26 protein-coding genes are annotated in these 24,156 nt (G+C 61.0%); 3 read left to right on the top strand and 23 right to left on the bottom strand.

The window, feature by feature from the left end; all coding sequences use genetic code 11:
• Nucleotides 1-34: 34 nt before the first annotated feature.
• The 4 genes from LB547_RS24485 to LB547_RS24500 form a co-directional block, all read right to left on the bottom strand.
• Complete coding sequence (locus LB547_RS24485; RefSeq protein ID WP_140515131.1) at nucleotides 35-595, bottom strand: PQQ-dependent catabolism-associated CXXCW motif protein; 561 nt, start codon at nucleotides 593-595, stop codon at nucleotides 35-37.
• Complete coding sequence (locus tag LB547_RS24490) at nucleotides 592-1,485, bottom strand: substrate-binding domain-containing protein (protein WP_140515132.1); 894 nt, start codon at nucleotides 1,483-1,485, stop codon at nucleotides 592-594. Before LB547_RS24490 ends, LB547_RS24485 begins: the two co-directional genes overlap by 4 nt.
• Nucleotides 1,457-1,981 (bottom strand): c-type cytochrome, methanol metabolism-related, encoded by a 525-nt coding sequence (locus LB547_RS24495; protein WP_140515133.1) that lies wholly within the window; start codon nucleotides 1,979-1,981, stop codon nucleotides 1,457-1,459. The genes LB547_RS24490 and LB547_RS24495 overlap by 29 nt, the downstream gene beginning before the upstream one ends.
• 176 nt (nucleotides 1,982-2,157) lie before the next feature.
• Nucleotides 2,158-3,933 carry a methanol/ethanol family PQQ-dependent dehydrogenase gene (locus LB547_RS24500; RefSeq protein WP_319023031.1) on the bottom strand — a complete coding sequence of 592 codons (1,776 nt, stop codon included), beginning with the start codon at nucleotides 3,931-3,933 and terminating at the stop codon, nucleotides 2,158-2,160.
• Nucleotides 3,934-4,745: 812 nt separating this feature from the next.
• On the opposite strand from LB547_RS24500, the gene LB547_RS24505 reads away from it, so the two are divergent.
• Nucleotides 4,746-5,099, top strand: coding sequence for a hypothetical protein (locus LB547_RS24505; protein ID WP_140498241.1), 354 nt, complete (start codon nucleotides 4,746-4,748; stop codon nucleotides 5,097-5,099).
• Nucleotides 5,100-5,151: 52 nt separating this feature from the next.
• On the opposite strand, the gene LB547_RS24510 is transcribed toward LB547_RS24505, so the two are convergent.
• The 6 genes from LB547_RS24510 to LB547_RS24535 form a co-directional block, all read right to left on the bottom strand.
• Nucleotides 5,152-6,015 (bottom strand): quinoprotein dehydrogenase-associated SoxYZ-like carrier, encoded by an 864-nt coding sequence (locus tag LB547_RS24510; RefSeq protein WP_140515257.1) that lies wholly within the window; start codon nucleotides 6,013-6,015, stop codon nucleotides 5,152-5,154.
• 117 nt (nucleotides 6,016-6,132) lie between these two features.
• Complete coding sequence (locus tag LB547_RS24515) at nucleotides 6,133-7,104, bottom strand: quinoprotein relay system zinc metallohydrolase 2 (protein ID WP_140557412.1); 972 nt, start codon at nucleotides 7,102-7,104, stop codon at nucleotides 6,133-6,135.
• Nucleotides 7,105-7,139: 35 nt separating this feature from the next.
• Complete coding sequence (locus LB547_RS24520) at nucleotides 7,140-7,880, bottom strand: ABC transporter ATP-binding protein (RefSeq protein WP_140498534.1); 741 nt, start codon at nucleotides 7,878-7,880, stop codon at nucleotides 7,140-7,142.
• Nucleotides 7,849-8,595 carry an ABC transporter permease gene (locus tag LB547_RS24525; protein WP_224519073.1) on the bottom strand — a complete coding sequence of 249 codons (747 nt, stop codon included), beginning with the start codon at nucleotides 8,593-8,595 and terminating at the stop codon, nucleotides 7,849-7,851. The genes LB547_RS24520 and LB547_RS24525 overlap by 32 nt, the downstream gene beginning before the upstream one ends.
• 77 nt (nucleotides 8,596-8,672) lie before the next feature.
• Nucleotides 8,673-9,659, bottom strand: coding sequence for an ABC transporter substrate-binding protein (locus tag LB547_RS24530; protein WP_140557413.1), 987 nt, complete (start codon nucleotides 9,657-9,659; stop codon nucleotides 8,673-8,675).
• A 31-nt stretch (nucleotides 9,660-9,690) separates the two neighbouring features.
• The gene (locus LB547_RS24535) at nucleotides 9,691-9,900 is read right to left on the bottom strand and encodes a hypothetical protein (RefSeq protein WP_140498232.1); all 210 of its coding nucleotides are present in this window, start codon (nucleotides 9,898-9,900) and stop codon (nucleotides 9,691-9,693) included.
• A 360-nt stretch (nucleotides 9,901-10,260) separates the two neighbouring features.
• Between LB547_RS24535 and LB547_RS24540 the strand changes: the two genes are divergently transcribed.
• Nucleotides 10,261-10,641 (top strand): c-type cytochrome, encoded by a 381-nt coding sequence (locus LB547_RS24540; protein WP_140498230.1) that lies wholly within the window; start codon nucleotides 10,261-10,263, stop codon nucleotides 10,639-10,641.
• 48 nt (nucleotides 10,642-10,689) lie between these two features.
• Here LB547_RS24540 and gph read toward each other — a convergent pair whose 3' ends face one another.
• The 10 genes from gph to LB547_RS24590 all read right to left on the bottom strand — a co-directional run bounded on the left by gph (nucleotide 10,690) and on the right by LB547_RS24590 (nucleotide 20,667).
• Nucleotides 10,690-11,391: a phosphoglycolate phosphatase gene (gene gph / locus LB547_RS24545; RefSeq protein ID WP_140515137.1), complete on the bottom strand. Its 702-nt coding sequence runs from the start codon at nucleotides 11,389-11,391 to the stop codon at nucleotides 10,690-10,692.
• The gene (locus tag LB547_RS24550; RefSeq protein ID WP_140515138.1) at nucleotides 11,388-11,945 is read right to left on the bottom strand and encodes a thioredoxin family protein; all 558 of its coding nucleotides are present in this window, start codon (nucleotides 11,943-11,945) and stop codon (nucleotides 11,388-11,390) included. Before LB547_RS24550 ends, gph begins: the two co-directional genes overlap by 4 nt.
• 21 nt (nucleotides 11,946-11,966) lie before the next feature.
• The gene (rpe, locus tag LB547_RS24555; RefSeq protein WP_140515139.1) at nucleotides 11,967-12,653 is read right to left on the bottom strand and encodes a ribulose-phosphate 3-epimerase; all 687 of its coding nucleotides are present in this window, start codon (nucleotides 12,651-12,653) and stop codon (nucleotides 11,967-11,969) included.
• Between the two features lie 61 nt (nucleotides 12,654-12,714).
• Nucleotides 12,715-13,653, bottom strand: a complete 939-nt coding sequence (gene cbbX / locus LB547_RS24560) for a CbbX protein (RefSeq protein WP_140557415.1) — start codon at nucleotides 13,651-13,653, stop codon at nucleotides 12,715-12,717.
• 7 nt (nucleotides 13,654-13,660) lie between these two features.
• Entirely contained in the window at nucleotides 13,661-14,095 is a 435-nt protein-coding gene (locus LB547_RS24565; protein WP_140498220.1) for a ribulose bisphosphate carboxylase small subunit, read from the bottom strand.
• A gap of 18 nt (nucleotides 14,096-14,113) precedes the next feature.
• Nucleotides 14,114-15,607, bottom strand: coding sequence for a ribulose-bisphosphate carboxylase large subunit (locus tag LB547_RS24570; RefSeq protein ID WP_140498217.1), 1,494 nt, complete (start codon nucleotides 15,605-15,607; stop codon nucleotides 14,114-14,116).
• A gap of 21 nt (nucleotides 15,608-15,628) precedes the next feature.
• On the bottom strand, nucleotides 15,629-16,708 hold the full coding sequence (gene fba, locus LB547_RS24575) for a class II fructose-bisphosphate aldolase (protein WP_140762918.1): 1,080 nt from the start codon (nucleotides 16,706-16,708) through the stop codon (nucleotides 15,629-15,631).
• Between the two features lie 11 nt (nucleotides 16,709-16,719).
• Nucleotides 16,720-18,729, bottom strand: coding sequence for a transketolase (gene tkt, locus LB547_RS24580; protein ID WP_140557417.1), 2,010 nt, complete (start codon nucleotides 18,727-18,729; stop codon nucleotides 16,720-16,722).
• 10 nt (nucleotides 18,730-18,739) lie between these two features.
• Nucleotides 18,740-19,612 (bottom strand): phosphoribulokinase, encoded by an 873-nt coding sequence (locus LB547_RS24585; RefSeq protein WP_140498210.1) that lies wholly within the window; start codon nucleotides 19,610-19,612, stop codon nucleotides 18,740-18,742.
• 8 nt (nucleotides 19,613-19,620) lie between these two features.
• Nucleotides 19,621-20,667 (bottom strand): class 1 fructose-bisphosphatase, encoded by a 1,047-nt coding sequence (locus tag LB547_RS24590; RefSeq protein WP_140515144.1) that lies wholly within the window; start codon nucleotides 20,665-20,667, stop codon nucleotides 19,621-19,623.
• 124 nt (nucleotides 20,668-20,791) lie between these two features.
• On the opposite strand from LB547_RS24590, the gene LB547_RS24595 reads away from it, so the two are divergent.
• A complete protein-coding gene (locus LB547_RS24595; RefSeq protein WP_140498205.1) occupies nucleotides 20,792-21,724 on the top strand; it encodes a LysR family transcriptional regulator in 933 nt (310 codons plus the stop codon).
• 101 nt (nucleotides 21,725-21,825) lie between these two features.
• Here the strand turns inward: LB547_RS24595 and LB547_RS24600 are convergent, their stop codons facing one another.
• The 3 genes from LB547_RS24600 to LB547_RS24610 are packed head-to-tail and all read right to left on the bottom strand — an operon-like array spanning nucleotide 21,826 to nucleotide 24,112.
• Nucleotides 21,826-22,452, bottom strand: a complete 627-nt coding sequence (locus tag LB547_RS24600) for a hypothetical protein (protein WP_140498203.1) — start codon at nucleotides 22,450-22,452, stop codon at nucleotides 21,826-21,828.
• Nucleotides 22,452-23,327: an ABC transporter permease gene (locus tag LB547_RS24605; RefSeq protein WP_140665696.1), complete on the bottom strand. Its 876-nt coding sequence runs from the start codon at nucleotides 23,325-23,327 to the stop codon at nucleotides 22,452-22,454. Before LB547_RS24605 ends, LB547_RS24600 begins: the two co-directional genes overlap by 1 nt.
• Nucleotides 23,324-24,112, bottom strand: a complete 789-nt coding sequence (locus tag LB547_RS24610) for an ATP-binding cassette domain-containing protein (protein ID WP_140632171.1) — start codon at nucleotides 24,110-24,112, stop codon at nucleotides 23,324-23,326. Before LB547_RS24610 ends, LB547_RS24605 begins: the two co-directional genes overlap by 4 nt.
• Nucleotides 24,113-24,156 lie beyond the last annotated feature (44 nt).

Raw genomic sequence — 24,156 nt, forward strand, 5'->3', positions numbered from 1 at the left:
GCAAAACTACCTGGAATAATTGCATAGCCTTTCTTCAATTGTTCGTTTCATATGGTTTTTTCACCTCCAGCGGAAGATTTGCACCTTCCCACCCATCAGCGCCGAGTGGATACCAGATTACCGAACTGTAGCCCCACTCGATCGCCCGTTTAGCGGCATTCCAGGACATCCAGCAATTCGTCATGCAATAGAACAGAATCGCTCGCGATTTGTCCGTGCCGGCCTTGGCTTCGAGGCCTTGGCGAAAATAGCTGGTGGTCTCTTGCGAAATAGCGCCGTATCCCACGTTGGCCAGCCATGTACTGCCTGGAATGTCCTTTCTAACCTTGTCTCTCCATATCGTTCCTGCCGGCAAATTGGTCGGCTTGGGCGTGTTCGGCATCACGTCGAAGAAGACAGCTTTCTTCGCTCGCCACAGCGCTTCAGCTTCCGCCGTCGTCACCACCCTGGCGCCTTGCAGCGTCGGCGGCACCGGCGCCCGATAGTCGTCCATCCGGTACCCGTTGGGTTCGGCGATCTCGCCAGCCCGCGTCGGTTCGGCCAGACCCATAAGGCTCGCAGCGACCAGCAAAAAAACAGTCTCCCTTCCCTTCATTGGGTGATCGGTTTGTCGTGTTCGTCGATCAGCGGCACGTTGTAACTCAGCAGGAGCCTGTTGATCTCCGCCTGGTTTTCCCTGATCACCCGGTTGAGCGTCCGCTTCCATTCCTGGTCGGACGGACGTACGCCCATGGTGATGCGGTAGGACATGCGCGAGCCGGTTTTTTCCTTTACCAGCGGAACAATCGCCACATCGGCTCCAAGTTGCTTGGCATAGTAGCCTGCCATCGGTCCCCACAGGACCGCCGCGTCGATCTTGTGGGCCAGCATGTCCTTGATCATGACCTCCCCCATGGAGGGGGTGACACGCGTATCCACCGCAAGCGGATAGATCTTGGCGGTCCGCAGAAGCTTGTTGGCGGCCATGTTGGCGGTTGGCGGCGTGCGCTCGACAACCCCGATCGTCTTGCCCGTGAGTTTGGGATCCTCGATCGTTTCGACGCCCTCCATATCGTTGCCTTTCGGGTAGACCAGCACATAGGTGGAGCGATAATAGGCGTTGGTGTTCTGCACCAGTTCATCGCCTTGGGCATAGCCCATGATGATGTCGCATCGGTTGGCCCCCAGCGTGTTGCGAACGAAGCCGGTGACAAGTGGAAACCAGGTATAGGCGACGGACTTCCGTCCGGTTTTCGCGGCTACCAGTTCGGCAAGTTTGTTTTCGAAGCCTTCGCCGCTCTTGTCGGTGAAGGGCATATTCGAAGGATCGGCGCAGACGCGCAGAATGTCGGGATCGACCAGTTCTCCCGCCGCGCCGAGGCCGGCGCCTTGCGCCTGCGCGTTCGATGGCAACAAGGCCAGCGCGCCTAGAATCGGCAGAACGACGCGCAGCTTCAATGCACCGCAGCCGTTCATGTCATCCGCCCATGCAGGATGCTTCGGCATCCTTCGCCGCCTGCGGCTTGTCTTCGTGCTTGGGCGGCCTGCCGCGTGGCGCCGCACCATCGGCGCGCGCGCGCAGGTAGACATAGAGATCGTCCAGGTAGCAATAGACGTTCTTGTTGTCGCCAAAGGCAGGCATGACGTTTTCCTTGCCGCCGCCGACATTCTTGCGGCCCTCGGCGACGATCGAGAGGAACGTGGCGTAGTCCATGGTTTTCAAGCTGTTGACCAGGGCCGGCGCGTAGCTCGAACCTGTCGCATCCTGTCCGTGACAGACATGGCAATCGGAGTGATACCGGCGGTAGCCGCTGAACGTGTACCAGTCGACGGTTCCGTTCTCGATCTTGTAGGTCGGATTTCCATCCGCATCCAAATACTTGCCGCCTTCTTGCTTCACCGCCTTGGCTTTTTCCATGCTGTCCTCGGCCCACGCCACGCCTGAGCTTGCCAGAGGCAGCAGAGCCAGGACGAAAGCCGAAATTACAATGCGAACGGACATTCAAACGCTTCCTTCATTTGCCGTGGACACGGTTTTGCTGCCGTGGCCGGCATTGATCGGTGTGTCGGGGGTGCAACCGCATCGAGAGCCCGGCCATGGTTTCGGATGATCCGGGCTCTCGTTTTTCAAACCTCCGGTCCAACAAGACCTGAGGCGTGCTTAAGGTTCCCCGCCCGTCAGTCCGGGAGACCGAAGACGGTGAGCTGACCGCCCAGCGTCGTATAGTCGGCAAGTGCCGCGTAGCCGCCGACGGCACCCAGACCAGCGGTACCAACGACCGCGGACTGATCGCCTTGCGCACGGCCCTGATCGACGGCGCCATGCCAGGCAGCAGCGTTGTCAGGCGAAAGCAGACCGCCTGCCAGACCGATACCTGCCCACCCACCGACGCCGGACAGAACGGCGATGTACTGCTTGCCGTCATGCTCGTACGTGGTGATGTTGCCGATGATGCCGGACGGGGTCTTGAACTTGTAAAGTTCCTTGCCGTCCTTATCGACCGCCTTGATGTAGCCTTCGAGCGTGCCGTAGAAGACGACGTCGCCATCTGTCGCCAACGCGCCCGACCACACGGAGAACTTCTCAGGCTTCGACCAGACGATCTCGCCCTTGGCCGCATCCCAGGCAATGAAGTTGCCCATGCTGCCGTCGCCGCCAGGTGCCGGGTACATCGACACTGTGGCGCCAACATAAGGCTGACCGGCGGTGTAGCTTACCTTGTACGGCTCATAGTCCATGCAGACATGGTTGGTCGGAACATAGAACAGGCCGGTTTTCGGCGAATAGGCAGCTGGCTGTTGATCCTTCGTTCCAAGCGCCGCCGGGCAAATACCCGTCGAGTTGGTGTCTTCGCCGTTCTGCTGGGTCGAATATTTCGCCACGACCTGCGGGCGACCATACTGTTCGCTCTTTGGGTCCATGACGACTTCCGTCGCCCAGTTCACCGCTGGATCGTATTTCTTGGCGACGAGAAGCTCGCCGGTGGCGCGATCCATGGTGTAGGCGAAACCATTACGATCGAAATGCACCAGCACGTCGTGTTTGGCGCCATTGACCTCCATGCCGTCGACGAGGATCATCTCGTTGATGCCGTCATAGTCCCATTCGTCATGCGGGGTCATCTGGTAGAGCCATTTGGCAACACCGGTATCGGCATCGCGGGCCATGATCGTCATTGACCAGCGGTTGTCGCCAGGCCGTTGGACCGGGTTCCATGTCGAGGGATTGCCGGTGCCGTAGTAGACCAGGTTCAGCTTGGGATCATAGGAATACCATCCCCATGTCGTGCCGCCGCCTGTCTTCCATTGCTCGCCTTCCCAGGTGTTGGTGCCGGAATCCTTGCCTACCGGCTTGCCCAGCTGGGTGGTTTTCTCGGGATCGATCAGGGTGTCGGCGTCGGGACCTTCCGAATAGGCTTTCCAGGCAAGTTTGCCGTCTTTCAGATTGTAGGCGGCCAGCCAGCCGCGAACGCCGAATTCGGCGCCGGACACGCCGATGAGTACCTTATCCTTGACCACGACGGGGGCAGCCGTGCCGGATTCGCCTTTGCCGCCGTCGGTCATGTCGCCATTCTTGACCGACCAGACGACCTTGCCGGTCTTTGCATCGAGGGCGACGACCGTGGTGTCGGCCTGATTGAGAATGATCTTGCCGTCACCATAGGCAACACCGCGATTGACCGTATCGCAACACATGATCGGAATGACATTCGGATCCTGCTTGGGCTCGTATTTCCAGAGGATCTTCCCGTCATTCTTGAGGTCGAGCGCAAAGACATTGTTTGGGAAGGGCGTATGGACATACATCACATCGCCGATGATCAGCGGTCCACCCTCATGCCCGCGCAGCACGCCGGTGGAAAAGGTCCATTTGACCTGCAGGTTCTTCACATTATCCGCAGTAATCTGGTTGAGTTTGGAATAGCGGGTGTTGGCGTAGTCACCCGTCTGCATCGCCCAGTTCTTCGCATCCGAAGCGAGCTTTGCAAGATCCTCGTTGGCCGACGCCGTATAGGCCGCGCCGAGCGACAGAAACGCCGCAGTGGTTAGAATATACGTAGCTTTCGTAAGTACACGCATCCGAATTCCTCCCGGGGTTCACAGTGATGAATCGACTGTCAGGCCCACAAGGGCTCGCCCAAGCGATTCACGGGGGGGAAATATTTCCGGCAGCGTGTCACGACCTAAGCCAGATGTGCAGAGGGCACCGTTACTGCCCACCTCACTTTGGCCTACGAAAGACTGTCGCCGCTCCCTAATGACGGTGACGCCCTTGAAGCCGGAAACAGGGAAAGGCTATGTCATCCCAAAAGGCTAGGCAAGCAAAAAAGGCCTAGTGCATTGTTGCACCGCAATATTCTAAATGATGCACTGCAATATGTAGAAATGAACAGAACTACAAACTTAATATGAAGTGTTTTACGCCTCCGTGGAGGCCGAGAACGGTATTAAGATAGTCTTACGGGCGATCTTTTGATTTTAATATACACCAAGGTTATTTGCTAATGTTTATCACTGCCCATCTTGGATGGCATGTAAAAAGTCTCGCCGTTGCCCGGTATTGAGCGAGATGCGAAGCGGTCGTAGGAGCCTGGGCGCGGAGCCGGTGATCAAGTCGTCATCCATAGCTATCGCTCGTGGACAGCCCTTTCCTCCTTTGGTCGTATACGGAACCCATGGGTGCTTGACTGGCTTTACGGCGCGTTGCCAACTGGCACGCCGATCTCGTCCGGGCGCATCGAACCCGGACCAACCGGAGGTTTCTCATGATCAGATATGTTGGATTCTCGACCTTGCCGCTGCTCTTCACCGCGACACTGGCCATCGCAAACCCGGCAGGTGCTGCGGGAGACTATCCCACAGTAACGGTTGTCGACTACGTGCTCGGCTGCATGCGAACGAACGGCCAGACGCGTCAGGCGCTGGAAAGCTGTTCCTGCTCGATCGACGTCATCGCCTCGATCCTTCCCTACGACCACTATGAGACGGCCGAGACCTTCAAGAGCATGTCTTTGACGACGGGGGAAAACGCGGGGCTGTTTCGGGAAAGCGCACCGGCGAAGGCAGCCCGTACAGAGCTGAAGCGTGCGCAGTCGGAAGCCGACGTGCGTTGCTTCTAAAGATCAAGCGTGCCCATCGCGGTGGCAGCGCGGCATACCGTATTTCGAGACTTCAGAGCCCCGTTTTCTCCAGCGGCCATTGATTGCGGAATACCTTGCCATCCGTGTCGATCGCTTCGACCTGGATTTCACCATTGCCGTGCGCCGTGAAATCGAATCGGAAATTAGGGTCTTCTGAAATCGATATTCCACCTTCCATCGAGAGGATCGGCCGGCCGGCCTGCGAGATCGACAGCTTCTGAACAAAATGCGCGGGAATGAAATACTGGGTCAACGGATCCCGCTGCAGGCCCGAATTGTTCGGGTGGCGGATCATCAACTGCAACTCCTCTGCCTTGCTCATCGTCTCTTGGGGTGGGAACTGGCGCAACTTCATCTGCCCCATCGTCGCCATGGCCTCGTCCTGGTTCTTGACCGCAGGGGCGGAGCAGCCGCCTGACGCCTTGACGAAGGTCTGAGCCATGTGGAGTTGGCCGCCTTGAGTCTCCGCTATGGCACGCAAATAGGAATAATCGTTGACGCGCACGCGTGTCGACAGATGTGTCACCCCGGCGTCCTTGCCGATCTGGAACGTTGCCGCCACCGGCGCAGGATTGGCGTCGATGATCAAGGTCACGGATTTGATGCCGTCCGGCGCCTTGGCCGGGTCAACATAGATGTCGACAGGCACGATGGCGGCATCTTGCGCCCGCTTTGGCGCTTCGATCCTGACCACGCCGGTATCGACCAGAATAGCTCGGTCGCCGAACACGTCGCCTTTCAAGTCTTCCCAGATCTTCTCCGAAGAAGCCGTTGTTTGCTGTGCGTTGGCGGCTGAGGAGACGCCGAACAGCGTACCGATGGTCAAGATGATTGCGGCCAAGAATGGTGCAAGCGACAAGGCGAACTGCCTGCTCGCGTAAGCGTGATTTTGCATTTCGATGCCTCCACCAATGCAACAGAGGTGGTGCCCAGGCTGGCGTTTAGAATATGCCTTTGACGACGCGTTGGCAAATCGCCCCACTTCATGATCTCTGGCGCATGTCGGTGTGGTCTATTCCCATTCGAGTTCAGCAAAAGCAGCCGTTGCGTTGCGCTCATTGTAGTCGTCGAACAGGTGCCATTTGCCCCGTTCGCTTCCGGCGGCGGTTTTGACGGCCTCTCGGAGCGGCGTCCCGTCGGCGATCGCCTTGCGGATATCGCGCGCCAGAATCTCGAAATAGCGCCGTTCTCCTGCCAGCGCCTGCGGCCAGTCGGCCGGTACCGGACCATGACCCGGAACGACGCGCGCGGCGCTGATCGCGGCGAGCGCCTCCATCTGGCGGAGCCAGCCAAGCAGCGATCCGTCGAGCGTCGGCAAGGACCCCATGAACACGAGATCGCCGGCAAAGAGAGTGCGGGTCTCGGGGTCGAAGACGGTCAGGTCGTTGTCGGTGTGCGCAGCCTTCCATGCCCGCAGTTCGAGCATGCGCCCGCCGAGATCGAGTTCCAGGCGATCGTCGACCAGCATCGCCGGCGAAACGATCTCGACTCCATTCATAAGCGCTTCGCCGACCTGTTCGCGATAATTGTGCAGATAGAACGCGCCACGCGCCTCGAGGGCACGCGGCAGATTGCGATGGCCAACAATGGTCGCGCCGATCTCCCGGAATGCCGCATTGCCGAAAATGTGATCGGGATGCATGTGGGTGTTGATCAGGAAGCGAACCGGTTTTGCGGTTATCTTTCCGATCGCGGCGAGCAAGGCGTGCGCCTCGGTCAGGCTGCCGCCACTGTCGATGACGGCAACCGCGTCGGTGCCGACGACGACGCCCAGATTGCAGATGGCACCGTCGTTTGTTGCGGTCATCAATTCATCCACGCCCTGGAAGGCGAAGACGCCGTCGGCGATTTGGCCAACCGAGAACCGCAGGCTGCCAGCCGCGGCCAAGGCGGCTCGTCCGAGGCAGCATGGCAGCAAGGCAGCGCTGACGGCGGTGCAGGCAAAGCCACTCATAACCCTGCGTCGTAGCCGATCAATCGACATGGGGTCCTCCGATATGCATTTCACCATCAGGGCGTTCAGGTGACGCCCGGGAACCTTTGCCGGAACGACCGCAGAAGGTCACTCATCACCTGTGAATTGCGATGTTGCCGAGGCAACCGCACGTCGAACACGCCGAGCACATGTGCTGGTCGCGGCGCGAGCACGATGATGCGATCCGACAGCATCAGCGCCTCGCGTAGATCGTGCGTTATCATCAAGGCGGTCGTGGGTCGTGCCGACCATACCGACAGAAGCAGGTGACGAAGCCGCTCGGCGGTCTGGTGGTCGAGCGAGACAAAGGGTTCGTCCAGGACAAGCATCGCCGGCTCGGTAGCGAAGGCCCTGGCAAGTGCTGCCCTGCGCGCAAGGCCGAGCGACAGTTCCGCAGGATAGAGAGAACGCATGCCGGCGAGGCCGAGAGTTTCAAAGAGCCCGTCAAGATTCTTCGTTCTCAAGCTTTTCGGCAAGGCCAGCCTGACATTCTGCTCCACCGTTCGCCACGGCAGCAAGATCGGCTCCTGGAACACGGCCGCAATGCGGTTGGAGCCTCCTTGCGGCAACTGGAAGGATCCGGAAAAATCCTTGTCCAACCCAAGCAGGATACGCAGCGTCGTGGTTTTGCCGCAGCCCGACGGTCCCAGCAAGCAGGCGAATTCGCCTTGCCGGACCTCGAAGGAAAGGTCCTGAAGCGCCGTGATCGAGACGCCTTGCGCGGACCTGAAAGTCTTTTCAGCGATATCGACCCTAAGCGGGACGACGGCGCCAACGGGTTGCATGTCGTTCAACGGGTTGCACCAGAAGAAGTTCGATGACGAGCATCACCGCCACGAAAGCCAGTGTGTAGGCAAGAATGGCGGCGACGTCGAAGAGCTGGAAATAGAGATGGATCTGGAAGCCGACGCCGTTCGACCGGCCGAGCAGTTCGACGACCAGGACGATCTTCCAGATGAGGGCGATGCCGGATCGTGACGCGGCGGCAAGATAGGGTTGCAATTGCGGCAGCAGGATGTGGCGGATGCGATCGAGGGGACCGAAGCGATAGACAGTGGCCATTTCGGCGTAGCTCGGATCAAGCGCCCTGGCGCCCTCACGCATCGTCACCACGACATTCGGGATTTTGTTCACCGCCACCGCGCCGATCGCCGCCGCCTCGTTGAGGCCGAACCAGATGTAGCCGAGGACGATGACCACCAGCGCCGGGATGTTGAGGAACAGAATTACCCATGGGTTGAAAAAGCGGTCGGCGCGACGATAGCTGCCGAGCAAAACGCCGATGACCGATCCTATGATCATCGCGACGATATATGCCGCGGCGACCCGGCCGAGGGTCGCGCCGAGATGATAGAAGAGGTCGCCGCTCGCAGCCTCCCTGAGGAGCACCTGCCAGACCTGTCCCGGCCCCGGGAGGGCACGGCTCCGCCAGACACTCGCCGCAAGGCTCCACAGCAGGCAAAGCCCGAGCAAGGAAACCGCCACGGTCAGCGCGGGCATCAGCGTTGTCGCCAAGCTGGATCGCCCGGACATGCTCGTCGGGGCACCTCGCGTGCCGTTGCTGGTTTCCGGTGCGGTCATTCCGTGCGGTCCTGCCAGAATGTGCCGGGCGCCATCTCGGGCGCGCTGCCGACCAGCTTCGCGCCACCGATCGCCGCCAGCACGTGATAGAGCTTGCCGGCGTCGGCCGCTTCCTCGGCGACCGCCCGCCTGGGGATGCCTTGGCGGTAGCGGTCGCGCAGTTTTTCCAGTTCTTTGCCTTCCGCGCGAATGATCGGCGCCAGGCGCAGCCACTCCTCGTCGGATCTGGCCAGCAGGTCCTTGGCTTGCGCGGAGGCCCTGACGAAGCCCCTGGCGGCCTCCGGGTTCTCGTTCGCCCATTGGTCGTGGAAGACGTAACCGAGTGCCGACACAGGTCCCAAGGCGCCGAGCGCACGCGCCGCATCGTTCACGCCCATCAATCGACGAAAGCCGTTGGCCTCGAGACGGGCGCAAAAATGCCAGAAATTCAGCACCGCATCGAGTTCGCCCTGCATGGCCTTTTCCGAAATCAGCGGTGGCGCGCCAAAGATGATGTCGCTGGTTGCCAACAGGTCGACCCCGTAGTCGCGTCTGGTCAGAGCCTGTATCAGGAGCCAGCTCTTGTCGAGCGGGCCGCCGGCGACGGCGATCTTCCTGTGCTTGAGGTCGGCGACCGTCCGGATCGGCGACCCCTCCTTCACCATGATCGCCCCCACAGCGGTCGAATAGGGGGCTAATGTGAGGTCGCCGCCTTCCGACCGTTGGCGCGAGACCCACAACCAGTCGGAGACGATCATGTCGATCGCACCGGCCAGCAAGGCGACGTTGGTCGCGTCCTCCCCGGCGAAATCGATGATCTCCAGATCGATCCCGTTCGCCACATCGAATTTGTGTTGCCTCAACGTGTCGAGTTCCCAACTCACGGTTCCAAACTTCAGGACACCGACGCGAATCCTGGCTGCTGCAAAGACAGGCCTTGCGGCAAGAGCAGCGACTGTGCCGAGAACCGCCAGACGCAGCGTGTTGCGCCGTGAAATCATCATGACACCTCCTCCCTGGGCTCCAGGACGTCAATCAGATCGCTCGTTCCTTGCTCGGAAAGGCGCATTTCCAGCGCATGACCTTGAGGGCCGGGTGTTCCTGAGACCATTTCGCGATCTCGCTGGGTGCAAGGAACATGCATTGGAGCAGAGAGCCGCGGCTCTCGAAATAGAGGTGTTCGTCTCGGCAATTGCCCGGATTGGTGCTGAGGCACACCGTTAATATGAGATCGACCATATCCATTTAGCACCTCTTGCGCTCCGGGACGCCTGTCTCGACTGGTCCGGCCCAATGAGGAGCCTGGACAAAATCGCCAGTTGCCGGATTCCCGAGGTGCCAGTGGAGAAACCGGATGTCTTGAAGCTACGCATTCGCCCGATAGCCGTCAACAAAGACGAATACCGGTACCCTGGGTACCCAAGCCTCTATACCTTTATACGATTGACTTTCACCCCACGCCAACTAGCTTTTCGATTCGCGCGGCGCCGCTTCACAAAGGGAAAGCGGATACTCCACTCCACCGCGTAAGGTGCATGTCAATGGATGAAAGATCGGCATGCGCAAAATCGTCCAGGGCACCCAGACGATCCATGAGGAAATGCCATGCGCGCAATCGCATTTTTCGCAGTCGTGTTTGCTGTGTCCTTCATCACAAGCCAATCCCAAGCACAGGATGCCGCGGCGGGTGAGAAGGTCTTCGCCAAATGCAAGGTCTGCCATGTCGCCGACCAGGACAAGAACAAGGTCGGCCCGTCGTTGAACGGCGTCATCGGCCGGACGGCTGGCACACACCCGGGGTTCAGTTACTCCCAAGCGATGGTCGCGGCAGGCAAGTCCGGCGTCAAATGGGACGAACCCACGCTGACGACTTACCTTCGCGATCCCAAGGCCATGGTCAAAGGAACGAAGATGGCGTTCGTCGGCCTCAAGCAGGACCAAGACATCGCCAACGTCATCGCCTATTTGAAGCAATTCTCGAAATAGCGGCGCCGCCGGCCGTTCGAACTTGCGTCCGGCCGGCGTTCGCCCCGATCAAGCACCGGCTTGCAGCCCCTGCATCGCCGCAGGCAGGTCGAAAAGGCTGTCGCAAACCTGGTCGGCGCCAAGCTCTTCAACCGGAAAATGGGTGTATCCGCCGCGCAGCAGAATGACGGGCATGCCGGCGGCGCGCGCGGCGCCTGCATCGGCACCACTGTCTCCGACCAGCAGCGCGTCACAGGGGTCGACTCCAAGCTGGGCGAGCGCCAGCAGCAGAGCATCGGGCGCGGGTTTCAGGCATGTCACCGCGTCTCCGCCAATGATCGCACGGAAATATTCCGTCAGTCCGAAATGCAGCAGGATCTCGCGAGTCGCCAACTGCGGTTTGTTGGTCGCGACGCCCATGGCCATTCCCTTCGCGTAGAAGTGTGTGAGAACCTCCCTGACGCCAGGCATCAGTCTTGTCAGGCCGGTCAGATGTCGGCTGTAGATCGGCGCCATGACGCGGTTGGCCTCATCGAGCGCGTTGCCGACGAGCGGCGCTCCCGACGCCGCGAAGGCCCGCTCGATCAATTTCCTGACGCCGCCACCGATCATGGCCTTGACCTGGTCCAGGCGCAACGGCGGCAGATCGCGGCTGGCCAGCAACTCGTTGACGGCGGCCGCTATATCAGGCGCCGAATCGACCAGTGTGCCGTCGAGGTCGAACAGGATCGCCTTCGGCGGTCGAAGCGACCTACCTGCGCCGACATTCATGCAGCATCCTTCCACTTGATCGAGCAGCCGATCGAGGCGATCTGGTCGAACGGACCATCGCCGGTTCGAGCAACCTGCTTCATCGCCTCGAACAGATCGCGTCGCAGCCCGAGCGGTCCGGATTCGCGTCGCGACGCGTCCAGCCGGCCGCGATATTGCAGTCTCAGTTCGCTGTTGAACCCGAAGAAATCGGGAGTGCACACCGCTGAGTAGTCGCGCGCTACAGTCTGGGCCTCGTCGTGCAGGTAAGGGAAGCTGAAGCCGTTCGTCACGGCGAAGCGCTTCATGTGGTCGAAGGAATCGTCCGGGTAGGTGTCGGCATCGTTGGAGTTGATGGCGACGAAGCCGATACCTTCGGCCTTGAGGTCATTGGCGTCGCGCACGATGCGAGAGATCACGGCCTTCACATAAGGGCAGTGATTGCAGATGAAGGCCACGACCAGGCCATTCGGGCCGGCGTGACCGAAGATGGAATGCGACGTGCCGTCGACGCCGGGCAAAACGGCATCGATGGCGGGCCAGCCGAAATCGCATACAGGTGGGACCGCAGCCATGTTCGTCTCCCCGACAACGGTTTACGCGGCTTTCCGGATCGCGCCATCGGCCGCCTGTCTGATGGCGCCGATATTGGCACGATAGGCTGCCTCGGTGCCTCCCTTGAATACAGCCGAACCGGCGACCAGTACGTTGGCGCCAGCCGCGGTGACCAGCGGGGCGGTCTCGGCCGTGACTCCGCCGTCGATCTCGATGTCAATCGGGCGATGGCCAACCAAAGCCTTGATCCGTCTGACTTTCTCGACGACCGCTGAAATGAAAGCCTGGCCGCCGAAGCCTGGATTGACCGTCATCAGCAGCACCAGATCGAGCCGGTCGAGCACATACTCGATGACACTCTCCGGCGTCGACGGATTGAGCGACACCCCGGCCTTCTTGCCAAGATTCCTGATCGCCTGCAATGAGCGGTCGAGATGCGGTCCAGTCTCGGCATGCACCGTGATGATGTCGCAACCGGCATCGGCGAAGGCGGCCAGATAGGGGTCGGCCGGCGCGATCATCAGATGGCAGTCGAAGATCTTGTCCGTTCGACCACGGATCGCCTTGATGACCGGCGGACCGAAGGTGATGTTGGGCACGAAATGCCCGTCCATCACGTCGAGATGGATCCAGTCGGCGCCCGCCTGAACGACAGCTTCGACCTCGTCGCCGAGCCGCGAGAAATCCGCGGAAAGCACGGAGGGCGCGATGATTGTCCTGGTGACCATGGTCGTCGTCTCCAATTTCTGTCTTCCGTGTCGGGTCGCCGCCCGCCAGCCGGCTTCGCCCTCAGCGCGTCTTCGTCTCCGGTTCGCCTTCGAGCTTCCCTTCCGCGAATACGCGGCTGCCGCGGATATCGGATTCCTCGATGGTAATAAGGTCTGCCTTGGTCAGGGCACGGCTTCGCGATGCGAAAAGCCGATTGGCCTGGCGAAGCCGCGCCCGGTCCAGCCCATTGCGCACCGAGCGCGCGTTGGAGAAATGCGGCAGCCTCATTCGGATCGGAAGATACTCTTCGAGGGCCTGGGCGGCCGCCTCGCTGAGGCGATAATTCTGCTCCGCCAGCATGATCTCGGCGATCGATTTCAGCTCGCTGACGCCGTAGTCGGGAAAATCGAGGTGGTGGGCGATGCGCGAACGCATGCCGGGATTGCTGTCGAAGAAACGATCCATCTTGTTCTTGTAGCCGGCAAGGATCACGACCAGGTCGTCACGATTATTTTCCATGCATTGCAGCAGGATCTCGATCGATTCCTGGCCGTAGTCGCGTTCGTTCTCGGGCTTGTAGAGGTAATAGGCCTCGTCGATGAAAAGCACGCCGCCCATGGCACGCTTGATCACGTCGCGCGTCTTGGGTGCGGTGTGGCCCACATACTGGCCGACGAGATCGTCGCGCGTCACCGCGACCAGGTGGCCTTCGCGGACATAGCCGAGTCGATGCAGGATTTCGGCCATCCTCAGCGCCACGGTGGTCTTGCCCGTGCCCGGATTTCCCGTAAAGTTCATATGCAGCGTCGGTGCGCCCGAGGTCAGCCCGAACTTGCGGCGAAGCCGGTCGACCAGGAGAAGAGCCGCGATCTCGCGGATGCGGTTCTTGATTGGCTTCAGGCCAATGAGTTCGCGATCGAGCTTGTCCATCACCTCGTCGATGTTGGACGCTTCGAACTCGGCCTGCAGATCAACCGATTCGTCCTGAGCGCCAGCGCCCTTTGCTATCGTGTCCAGCATGGCTCAGCTAGCTCCGCTCGCCCTCGGGCCTGTCGGTCGCATAAGGCACGATCGAATAACCCTGGCTGCGGCCGTCACGCTCCTGGCGCAGCAGCCGGAACCCGGGTTCGCTGGGTGGCCGGTTGACGATGAACGACATGCGCGGCGCTTCCCATCCCTTGGTCGAATCGAAGGCGGTTACCCGGACATACATGTTCGGACAGGCTTTCCGGCAAGCGTTGACTTCGAGCAGGATGCCCGCCGGGTCTCTCAAATCGAACATCGGGTTGCCGTACATTTCCCAATAGGTGTTTCGCGGATGCGGATCGTCCGTGTACTCGACGCTGACGGCCCAGTGGTTCTTCAGCGCATATTTGATCTGCGCCGAAATCTGCTCATCGGTCAGGTCGGGCAGGAACGAGAACTGTCCCTGCGTGACCTTGTTTCCCGGATTGGTCATCATGGCGACGGTTCCTTTCTTCTAGAAGCTGGGCGTTGCGGTTGGCACGAAATCGGCCGTGTCGGTCGATTCATAGTTGAAGGTGACATCCTTCCAGGTCTCCAGGGCAGCCTTCAGCGGCGTGCACCATTTGGCCGCCTGTTCGAGGATTTTGGTCCCTTCGCGCAAATAATCGCGTCCCTCGTTGCGGGCCAGGATCATCGCTTCCAATGCAACGCGATTGGCCGTCGCGCCCGCCTGGATGCCGTCGGGATGGCCGATCGTGCCGCCACCGAACTGCAGGATGACGTCCTCGCCGAGATAATGGATCAACTGGTGCATCTGGCCGGCATGGATACCGCCCGAGGCGACGGGCATCACCTTGTTGAGCGAGGCCCAGTCCTGATCGAAGAACAGCCCGGTCTCGAGATTCTGCGGCGTGCGCTCCTCGCGCAGCGTGTCATAAAACCCCTTGATCATGAGCGGGTCGCCTTCCAGCTTGCCGACCACAGTGCCGGCGTGGATATGGTCGACGCCGGCCATGCGCATCCATTTGCAGATGACGCGAAAATTCATGCCGTGGTTCTTCTGGCGCGAATAGGTCGAATTGCCGGCGCGGTGCAGGTGCAGGATCATGTCGTTGCGGCGTGCCCACTTGGCCATCGACTGGATCGCCGTGTAGCCGATGACGAGATCGATCATGATGATGCAGGAGCCAAGCTGTTTGGCGAATTCGGCGCGCTCGTACATCTCCTCCATCGTGCCGGCGGTGACGTTGAGATAGTGGCCCTTGACCTCGCCAGTGGCAGCTGAAGCCTTGTTCACCGCCTCCATGCAGTAGAGGAAGCGGTCGCGCCAGTGCATGAAGGGCTGCGAGTTGATGTTTTCGTCGTCCTTGACGAAGTCGAGGCCGCCCTTCAGCGCCTCGTAAACGACGCGGCCATAGTTGCGGCCTGACAGGCCGAGCTTCGGCTTCGTCGTCGCGCCGAGCAGCGGACGGCCAAACTTGTCGAGCCGCTCACGCTCCACCACGATGCCGGTTGCGGGTCCCTGGAAGGTTTTGAGATACGCGACCGGGATACGCATGTCTTCCAGTCGCAGCGCCTTGACCGCCTTGAAGCCGAACACGTTGCCGATGATCGATGCGGTCAGGTTGGCGATCGAGCCCGGCTCGAACAGGTCGAGGTCGTAGGCGATGTAGGCGAAGTACTGTTGCTCGGTCTTGGTGCCGGGACCGGTGTTTGGAACCGGCTCGGATCTGAACGCCTTGGCGCGGTAGAGCTCGCAGGCTGTCAGCCTGTCGGTCCACACCACGGTCCAAGTCGCGGTTGAGGATTCACCGGCGATGGCGGCCGCTGCCTCCTCGTGGTCGACGCCGGGTTGCGGCGTGATCCGGAACATCGCGATCAGATCGGTCTCCTTGGGCCTGTAGTCCGGCTCCCAGTAGCCCATCTTCTTGTAAGGGATGACCCCTGACTTGTAGCGTTCCTTGCCTTCCTTGAGCGTACCCGCTGGCAGCATATCGATCTTGTTCATGACAGGTCTCCTGTTTGTTGCTCAGGCGGCTTTCGCGGTTGCGATATGGGGCGCGAGTTTTCCCGCGGCATAGCGTTTGGCCATCTCGTCCATGGCGATGACCTTGATCTTCGAGGCGTTGGACGCCGTGCCGAAACGCTCGAAGCGGTCTCGGCAAAGATCGTGCAAGGCGTCCATGGCGGGCTTCAGGAATTTTCGGGGATCGAACTCGCGCGGATTCTCCGTCGCGACGCGGCGGAACTGCCCGGCCATGGCCATGCGGCAATCGGTGTCGATGTTGACCTTGCGCACGCCGTAGCGGATGCCGCGCTCGATTTCCTCCACCGGGACGCCAAAGGTCTGGGGCATCTCGCCGCCATATTTGTTGATGATGTCCTGCAGTTCCTGTGGCACGGAGGAAGAGCCATGCATGACCAGATGCGTGTTGGGTAGCTTCTCGTGGATCGCCTCGATCACCTGCATGGCCAGTATGTCGCCGTCCGGCTTGCGGGTAAATTTGTAAGCGCCGTGCGAGGTGCCGCAGGCGATCGCCAGCGCGTCCACCTGGGTTGCGGCCACGAAGTCGACCGCCTGATCGGGATCGGTCAAGAGTTGGTCGTGGGAGAGCGCGCCCTCGGCGCCGTGGCCATCCTCGGCCTCGCCCTGGCCGGTTTCCAGCGATCCGAGCACGCCCAGTTCGCCTTCGACGGAAGCCCCGACCCAATGCGCCATGCGTGTGACTCGTTCGGTTACGGCGACGTTGTAGGCATAGCTTGCCGGCGTCTTGGCATCTGCCATCAGGGATCCGTCCATCATCACCGAGGTGAAGCCGTGGCGGATCGCGGAAAGGCAGGTGGCCTCGTCGTTGCCGTGGTCCTGATGGATGCACAGCGGAATGGTCGGATGCATTTCAGTCAATGCCTCCATCATTTTGGCCAGCATGACGTCGTTGGCGTAGGACCGGGCCCCACGTGAGGCCTGGATGATGACAGGCGCGCCGCAGGCTTTGGCCGCTTCCATGATTGCGAGGCCCTGTTCCATGTTGTTGATGTTGAATGCAGGGACGCCGTAGCCGTGCTCGGCGGCATGGTCGAGAAGCTGGCGAAGGGTGATGCGGGCCATTGTGGGTCCTCCTAGATGATGAGCTTCAGCGCCGCCGCAGCAACCGCTTCGGACGTTATGTTGAAATGCCGGTACAGATCGGGGGCAGGGGCGCTGGCGCCGAAACCGGCCATGCCGACGACAGCGCCCGTCTCGCCGACCCAGCGGTCCCAGCCCAGCCGGGCCGCCGCTTCGACCGCGACGCGCGGCGCGGAGCCGAGAACGGCCTTGCGGGTGGCGCTTTCCTGCTCCTCGAAAAGCTCCCAGCATGGCATCGAGACGACCGCGGCGGCGACGCCATGCTCGGTCTCCAGCCTTTCGGCGGCGGCAACCGCGATCTCGACCTCCGAGCCGGTTGCGATCAGGGTGACGGCACGGTGCCTGGCTGGCTCGCGCAGGATGTATGCGCCCTGGCTGGAGCGGTTCGCGTCGCTGTGCGCCTCACGCAGCATCGGCAGGTTCTGGCGCGACAGCACCAGCACGCTCGGCCGATCCCTGCTCTTCAGCGCAAGTTCCCAGCATTCCGCCGTTTCGATGATATCCGCTGGGCGAAAGACATTGAGGTTCGGCGTGGCACGCAGCATCGCCAGGTGCTCGACCGGCTGATGCGTCGGGCCATCCTCGCCGAGGCCGATGGAATCATGCGTCATCACGTAGATGACGCGCTGGCCCATGAGCGAGGAGAGCCGTATCGCACCACGCGCATAGTCCGCGAAGCAGAGGAACGTACCGCCATAGGGCACGAAGCCTCCATGCAATGCGATGCCGTTCATGGCGGCGGCCATGCCGTGTTCACGAATGCCGTAGTGAATGTAGCGGCCGGCATAGTCGCTCGGCGCAATGCGGTTCATGCCCTTGGTGATCGTCAGATTCGAGTGCGTCAGATCGGCCGAGCCGCCGACGGTCAATTCCGTGGCGCCGTTGATGACCTCCAGCGCCATTTCGGAAGCTTTTCGCGTTGCCACCTTGGTTGCCTTCTCGACATGCTCTCGGCGAAAGGCATCGAGCGCTTCGAAGACCGCGTCGGGCAGTCTGGCGGCGACCGCGTTCTCGAGGGCCTCTCGCTGCGGCGAGGCGGCAAGCCGCTGCTCCCACGCGCCCCGCATCGCTTCGCCGCGGCCGGCAATTTCGCGCCAGGCGAAAAGCACGTCGTCCGGCACCTCGAACGGCGCGAAGGTCCAGCCGATGTTCTCGCGGGTCGCGGCGATCTCTGCTTCGCCCAGCGGCGCGCCATGCGTCTTCTCCGAACCGCCGAGATTGGGGGCGCCCTTGCCGATTACAGTGCGGCAGGCAATCAGCGACGGTCGATCCGACTGCCGCGCCGCCTCGATAGCCGCGGCGACAGCTTCCATGTCGTGGCCGGAGACCGTTTGGACATCCCAGCCGGCGGCTTTGAAGCGCGCCGGCTGGTCCATCGACGTGGACAGGGAGGTTGGCCCGTCAATGGAGATCGCATTGTCGTCCCAGAACACGATCAGGCGGGAAAGCTTCAGGTGGCCGGCGAGGTCGATCGCCTCGTGGCTGATGCCTTCCTGCAGGCAGCCGTCGCCTGCAATCACATAGGTATGATGGTTGACCAGATCGGCACCGTAGCGGGCAGCAAGCATGCGCTCCGCCAGCGCCATTCCGACCGCCGTGGAAATGCCTTGTCCGAGCGGGCCGGTGGTGGTCTCGACACCAAGCGCGTGGCCATATTCGGGATGTCCGGCCGTGCGGCTGCCCAGTTGCCGAAACCGCTGCAACTCCTCGATCTGCATGTCTTCATAGCCGAGCAGATAGTGCAGCGCGTATTGCAGCATCGAGCCATGGCCGGCTGAAAGCACGAAACGGTCACGGTCGGGCCAGCCCGGCCTGGAAGGATCGATATTGATGAAGCGGTTGAACAGCACCGTTGCGACATCGGCCATGCCCATCGGCATGCCGGGGTGTCCCGAATTCGCTTTTTGGACGCTGTCCATCGCCAGCACGCGAATGGCGTTCGCCATGTCGAGCTCCGAGACGACGGCGGTGGCGGCAGGCTTTAGTGCTGTTTGGCTGGTCATGGCGTCCTCCTCACGACACACGGCTCTTGCGTTCGATCAATTGCAGGATGAGCGGCGTCAGGATCAGCTGCATGGCAAGGTCGAGCTTGTTGCCTGGCACCACGATGGAATTTGGCCGCGACATGAACGAGTCGTGGATCATCGACAGCAGATAGGGAAAATCGATGCCGCGTGGATTGGCGAAGCGGATAACCAGCATCGATTCGTCAGGCGTCGGAATCCAGCGCGCGATGAAGGGGTTGGACGTATCGACAATCGGCACGCGCTGGAAATTGATGGCGGTCTGCGAGAATTGCGGGACAATGTAGCGGACATAGTCGGGCATCCGGCGCAGGATCACGTCCATCACCGCCTCGGTGGAATAGCCGCGTGTCGAACGATCGCGATGGATCTTCTGGATCCATTCGAGATTGATGACCGGCACGACGCCGATCTTGAGATCCGCATGCTTCGCCAAATTGATCGTGTCGGTGACGACACAGCCGTGCAGCCCCTCGTAGAAGAGCAGGTCGCTGGGACCGAACTCTCGCCATTCGGTAAAGCTTCCCGGTGGCGTGCCGTACTGCTTTTCCTCTTCCTCGTCATGGATGTAGGTGCGGGTTCTTCCGGATCCCCGGCGGCCGTATTCCGCGAACACCTCTTCGAGAATCCCGAGTTCGTTGGCCGCGGCATGGAAGTGGGTGAAGTTCGGATTGCCGGCCTTCTCCTCTTCGGCCACCTTTGCCTTCATCGCGGCGCGGTCGTAGCGGTGGAATGCGTCGCCTTCGATGAACGCGGCCTCGATGTTCTCGCGCCGGAAGATCAGCTCGAAGATACGCTTGACCGAAGTGGTGCCGGCGCCCGACGAGCCGGTGATGGTGATGATGGGGTGCTTGGCTGACATGGTGCTGCTCAGGCTCTGAAGAGGCCACGGCGGCTGAACAGCGGCGCTCGTTCGCCGATGTTGCTCGGCTCGGTGTGGTAGCGGGTGACGCGCGCGACCTCCCGCGCCGACCCGAAGACCATCGGCACGCGCTGGTGCAGGCTGTCGGGTTCGATGTCCAGGATGCGGTTGATCGTATCGGTGGCCGCACCGGCAGCCTGTTCTATGAGATAGGCAATCGGGTTGGCCTCGTAGACCAGGCGCAGCCGTCCCTGACCGTAGCCCTTGCGCCGGTCGCCGGGGTAGAGAAACACGCCGCCGCGCATCAATATGCGGTAGCAGTCGGCGACCAGGGAGGCGATCCAGCGCATGTTGAAATCCTTCTCTCGCGGTCCTTCGGTGCCCTCCAGGCAGTCGTCGACATAGAGCCGCACGGCCTCGTCCCAGTGCCGGTAGTTGGCGGCGTTGATGGCGAACTCCTGGGTGCGTTGCGGAATGATCCGGCTCTCGTATGCCTGGACGAAGGTGCCGAGCCTGGCCGACAGGACGAAGATATGCGTACCGCTGCCGAGCGACAGGACGAGCGCCAACTGCGGCCCATAGATGAAGAAACCGGCGCCTAGCTGATTCACGCCCGCCTGCAAAAAAGAGGCGGCCGGATCGGCATCCGGCGCGCCAGTTGCGGGCAGGAGCGAGAAGATCGTTCCGATCGACACGTTGGTGTCGATGTTGGAAGAGCCGTCGAGCGGGTCGATGGCAATGGCGAGTGGTGCTTGCCTGTCGAGTAGGACCGGCTGCTCCAGCTCCTCGGAAGCGTAGAGCGCGACCGGAGCGTGGCGCATGGCGTCGAGGAAGATGTCGTCGGAGAAGACGTCGAGATCCTTCTGGACATCGCCGTCGGCGTTGGCGCCACGGGTCCCGGCAAAGGCGGCGCCGAGCACACCTTGATTGATGGTATTGCGGATCTTGCTGGCGGCCTGTGTCAGCTGACGGACAGTCGTTACGACCGCGGAGCGAAGTTCGTCCGGCTGGCCGAGATAGGAGTTCAGAAAAGCGTCGAGCGTTGCCGCTGGCATCGTAACCTCCCGATCCAGCCGCGTCTCCTCGGATCGGCTGGATCGGGGGAATGAAAACAAACGACACTTGATAAGTAAAATTCAATAACTTTACGTTGGTACTAAAAATAATTTAGCATGAGACATGAGAAACCTCACGCTCAAGCATTTCAAGACCATCCAGGCCATCATCAGGCACGGAAAAATTGTGAGTGCGGCCAAGGCGTTAGGTCTGTCTCCTTCAGCACTGACAATTCAGTTGCGGCAAATGGAGGAAGAATTCCAACTGGCTCTGTTCGACCGGACGTCGGACGGCATGCGTCCCACTGCCGCAGGTTTGGCCGTCGTTGAGGCAGCGCAAGCTATCGAGGAGCATCTCGGTCTGCTCGAAGACAAGATCGACGCCATCAAGGGCGTTCGTACGGGTAGCTTGAGGCTCGGCGTCGTTTCCACCGCCAAGTATTTCGCGCCGCGGTTGATGGCTGCGTTCATGAAGGAACATCCCGACATCGACATGCGGCTTGCCATCGGCAATCGTGCCCAGACAATCGACAACCTCAAGAATCACGACATCGACATCGCGCTGATGGGGCGCCCGGCGAAAGAGGTACCGGTGCGTGCTTCGGTCTTCGGCGACCACCCGCTGGTCATCATCGCGCCGCCCGAACACCCGCTGGCGGCGGCGCGCGATATCTCCAAAGAGCGCATTGCCGAGGAGCATTTCCTTATTCGCGAGCCCGGCTCCGGAACCCGCATCTCGCTGGAAATATTCCTGAGCGACGTGCCTGGCCGCATCGACGAACTCGGTGTCGAGATGGGCTCGAACGAAACGATCAAGCAGGCGGTGATGGCTGGTCTGGGCATCGCCTTCATTTCTGCCCACACCATCGCCGCGGAAACGGAAGCTGGCCGGCTCGTCATCCTCGACGTTGTCGGCATGCCGATCCGCCGACAATGGTTCTCGGTGATACGAACCGATCACGCAATCTCGCCGGCCATGGCTACGTTCAACGATTTCCTGATGCGCAAGGGCGCGATGTATCTGCCCCTGTTCGGTAAGCTTTATCCCGATTCCTGAGCGGGATGACCGACGGATGGCGTTCGGAATCGACCGGAGCGAGACGCCGGACGTGTCGCCTGCCAAGAGACGTGAAATCCGTCGCAAGGTCGACTGAAGGTCTATTTCTTCCGACCGAGCGTTTCCGAGACGGTCCTGGACAATTGATAGAGCCGCTGCTCGATTATCGTCGGCACGTCGCAGACATAGGTCAGCGACTGGACACGTTCGTTGAAAATGCGCGTCGCGAAATTCAACTGGTCGGTTCGCCGTTCGACTTCGTCCGGATCGGCGTCGGCTTTGGCACGTAGGGCGTCGACGTCGGATGCTTCCTTGCGCAATTCAGCCGCCATTTCGAGCTGTTTGTGGGCATAGCGGGAAATGCCGGAAATCACGTGCGAACGCTCGGCGTCCATGTGATCGAACATTCCCTGCACCAGCATCGCCATCTTTGGTGCGACCTGCTCCGCCGGCAGAGAAGCCACGAAGTCCTTGATCTCCTTCTGGGCTTCGGCAATCGGCGTCCGTCGGGCCGCCACCGCCTCGACCAGCGCGGAGACGCCCGAATCCTTCGACCAATCCTTCGCCGCCGGGGGAAGCTCCGGCCCATTCCAGATCTGGCCGAGCGAGAGCTGCGGCACCTTGCGCTGCATGCAAGGCCAGTCGGGATCGGTGTTTGCCGCCCTGGCGTCCATCGGGACAAGCATGGCGATCAGAACCAGGGTGTGGACAAGTCTCATTCGCGCCATCAGCCGTTTCCTCCCGTGTCCTGTTTGCGGGTCATCAGGCCGCGCGAAGGATCGTATGCAATGATGGCGCCGCCCAGAAACAACAGCGTGCAACCGGCGACGACGCCCAGCGACAGCCAGTCGATCTGCCCATAGAAGGCGAAGCGGATCAGTTCGACGGCATAGGTGAACGGATTGGCGAGGCAGATCTTGTAGAGCAGGGGGCTTGCCTCCTGGATACGCCACAAAGGATACAGCGCCGGCGACGCGAAATAGCCTGGAAAGATGACGAAGTTCATGATGCCGGCGAAGTTTTCGAGTTGCTTGATCACGGACGACAAAAGCATGCCGAGCGCGCAAAGCATCATGCCCGACAGAAACAGTGCCGGCAGCACGTAGAGATAGCCGAGCGGCGGCGCCCTGACGCCCCACAACCAGGCGACGATCAGAAATGCGTAGACTTGCACGATCGATACGGCCACGCCGGCCAACATCTTCGACACCAGCAGGAACCAGCGCGGAAATGGGCTGACCAGCAGGATGCGCATGTTGCCCATCTCGCGGTCGTAGACCATCGACAGTGAAGACTGCATGCCGGAAAACAGCAGGATCATGCCGCACAGACCCGGAGTGATGTAGACCTCGTAGAGCACATAGGTCTTGTAAGGAGGGATGATCGACACGCCGAGCACCTGGCGGAAGCCGGCGGCGAAGATGAACAGCCAGACGAGCGGCCGCACCAGTGAGGAAATGAACCGTTCGCGTTGGTGCAGGAAGCGCAGGCACTCGCGCAGGACGATGCCTTTCAGGCAAATGAGATGGTGGCGGAGGCCGAATGGTTCAGACCCTACCGGTTTGATGCCGACGACTTTTCCGGGCATCGCAGGAGCGCTCATGACGATGTCTCCGCCATGCCCGTCGCGTCGACGCGGCTGAGCTTCGAAAAGGCATCGCGAATGGAATTTCCTCCATTTGCCTGGACGACATCCGACACCTTGCCCCTGGCGACCAGGTCACCCCGCCGCAGCACGACGACATGATCGGTATCATCGACTTCATCGATCAGATGCGTGGCCCAGAGCACGCCGATACCATCGGTTTCGACGAGCTTGCGGATGGTGGCGAGGATGCCAGCACGCGACTCGATGTCAAGGCCGACGGTCGCTTCGTCAAGCAGGAGCAGGGAAGGTCGGTGAAGCAGCGCCCGGGCGATCTCGATGCGCCGCATCTGACCGCCGGAGAGGCTGCGTGCCTTGTCATGCTGGCGGCCCTGCATGTCGACTGTGTCAAGCAGCGCGGCGATGCGCTGCCGGGCTTCGCGTCCGCCAATGCCATGCAGCGAGGCATGGTAGGAAAGATTCTGATAGACGCTGAGATCGAGGTCGAGCGTGCGCGCCTGGAACACGATGCCGACCCGTCTGAGCGCTTCGCCCGAAGCGCTGCGGATGTCGTGGCCGAAGATGCGGATCGACCCGTGACGCGTGTCATAGAGGTGGCTGATCAGGGAGAACAGTGTTGTCTTGCCGGCCCCGTTGAGGCCGAGCAGGACGGTGAACGTCGCGGGCAAGATCGAGAACGAGACCTCTTTGAGTGCCCGCTTCGGTCCATAGGAGTGGCTGACGGCACTGACGTCGAGTGCCGCCGCCTCGTCTCCCGGTCCGCTTGTTCTCACATGCTGCATGCCCGGATCGCTCCTTCAGGACGCGTTGGCAGGACGCACTGCTA

It is taken from the genome of Mesorhizobium sp. B264B1B (assembly GCF_020165765.1).
Taxonomy (GTDB): domain Bacteria; phylum Pseudomonadota; class Alphaproteobacteria; order Rhizobiales; family Rhizobiaceae; genus Mesorhizobium.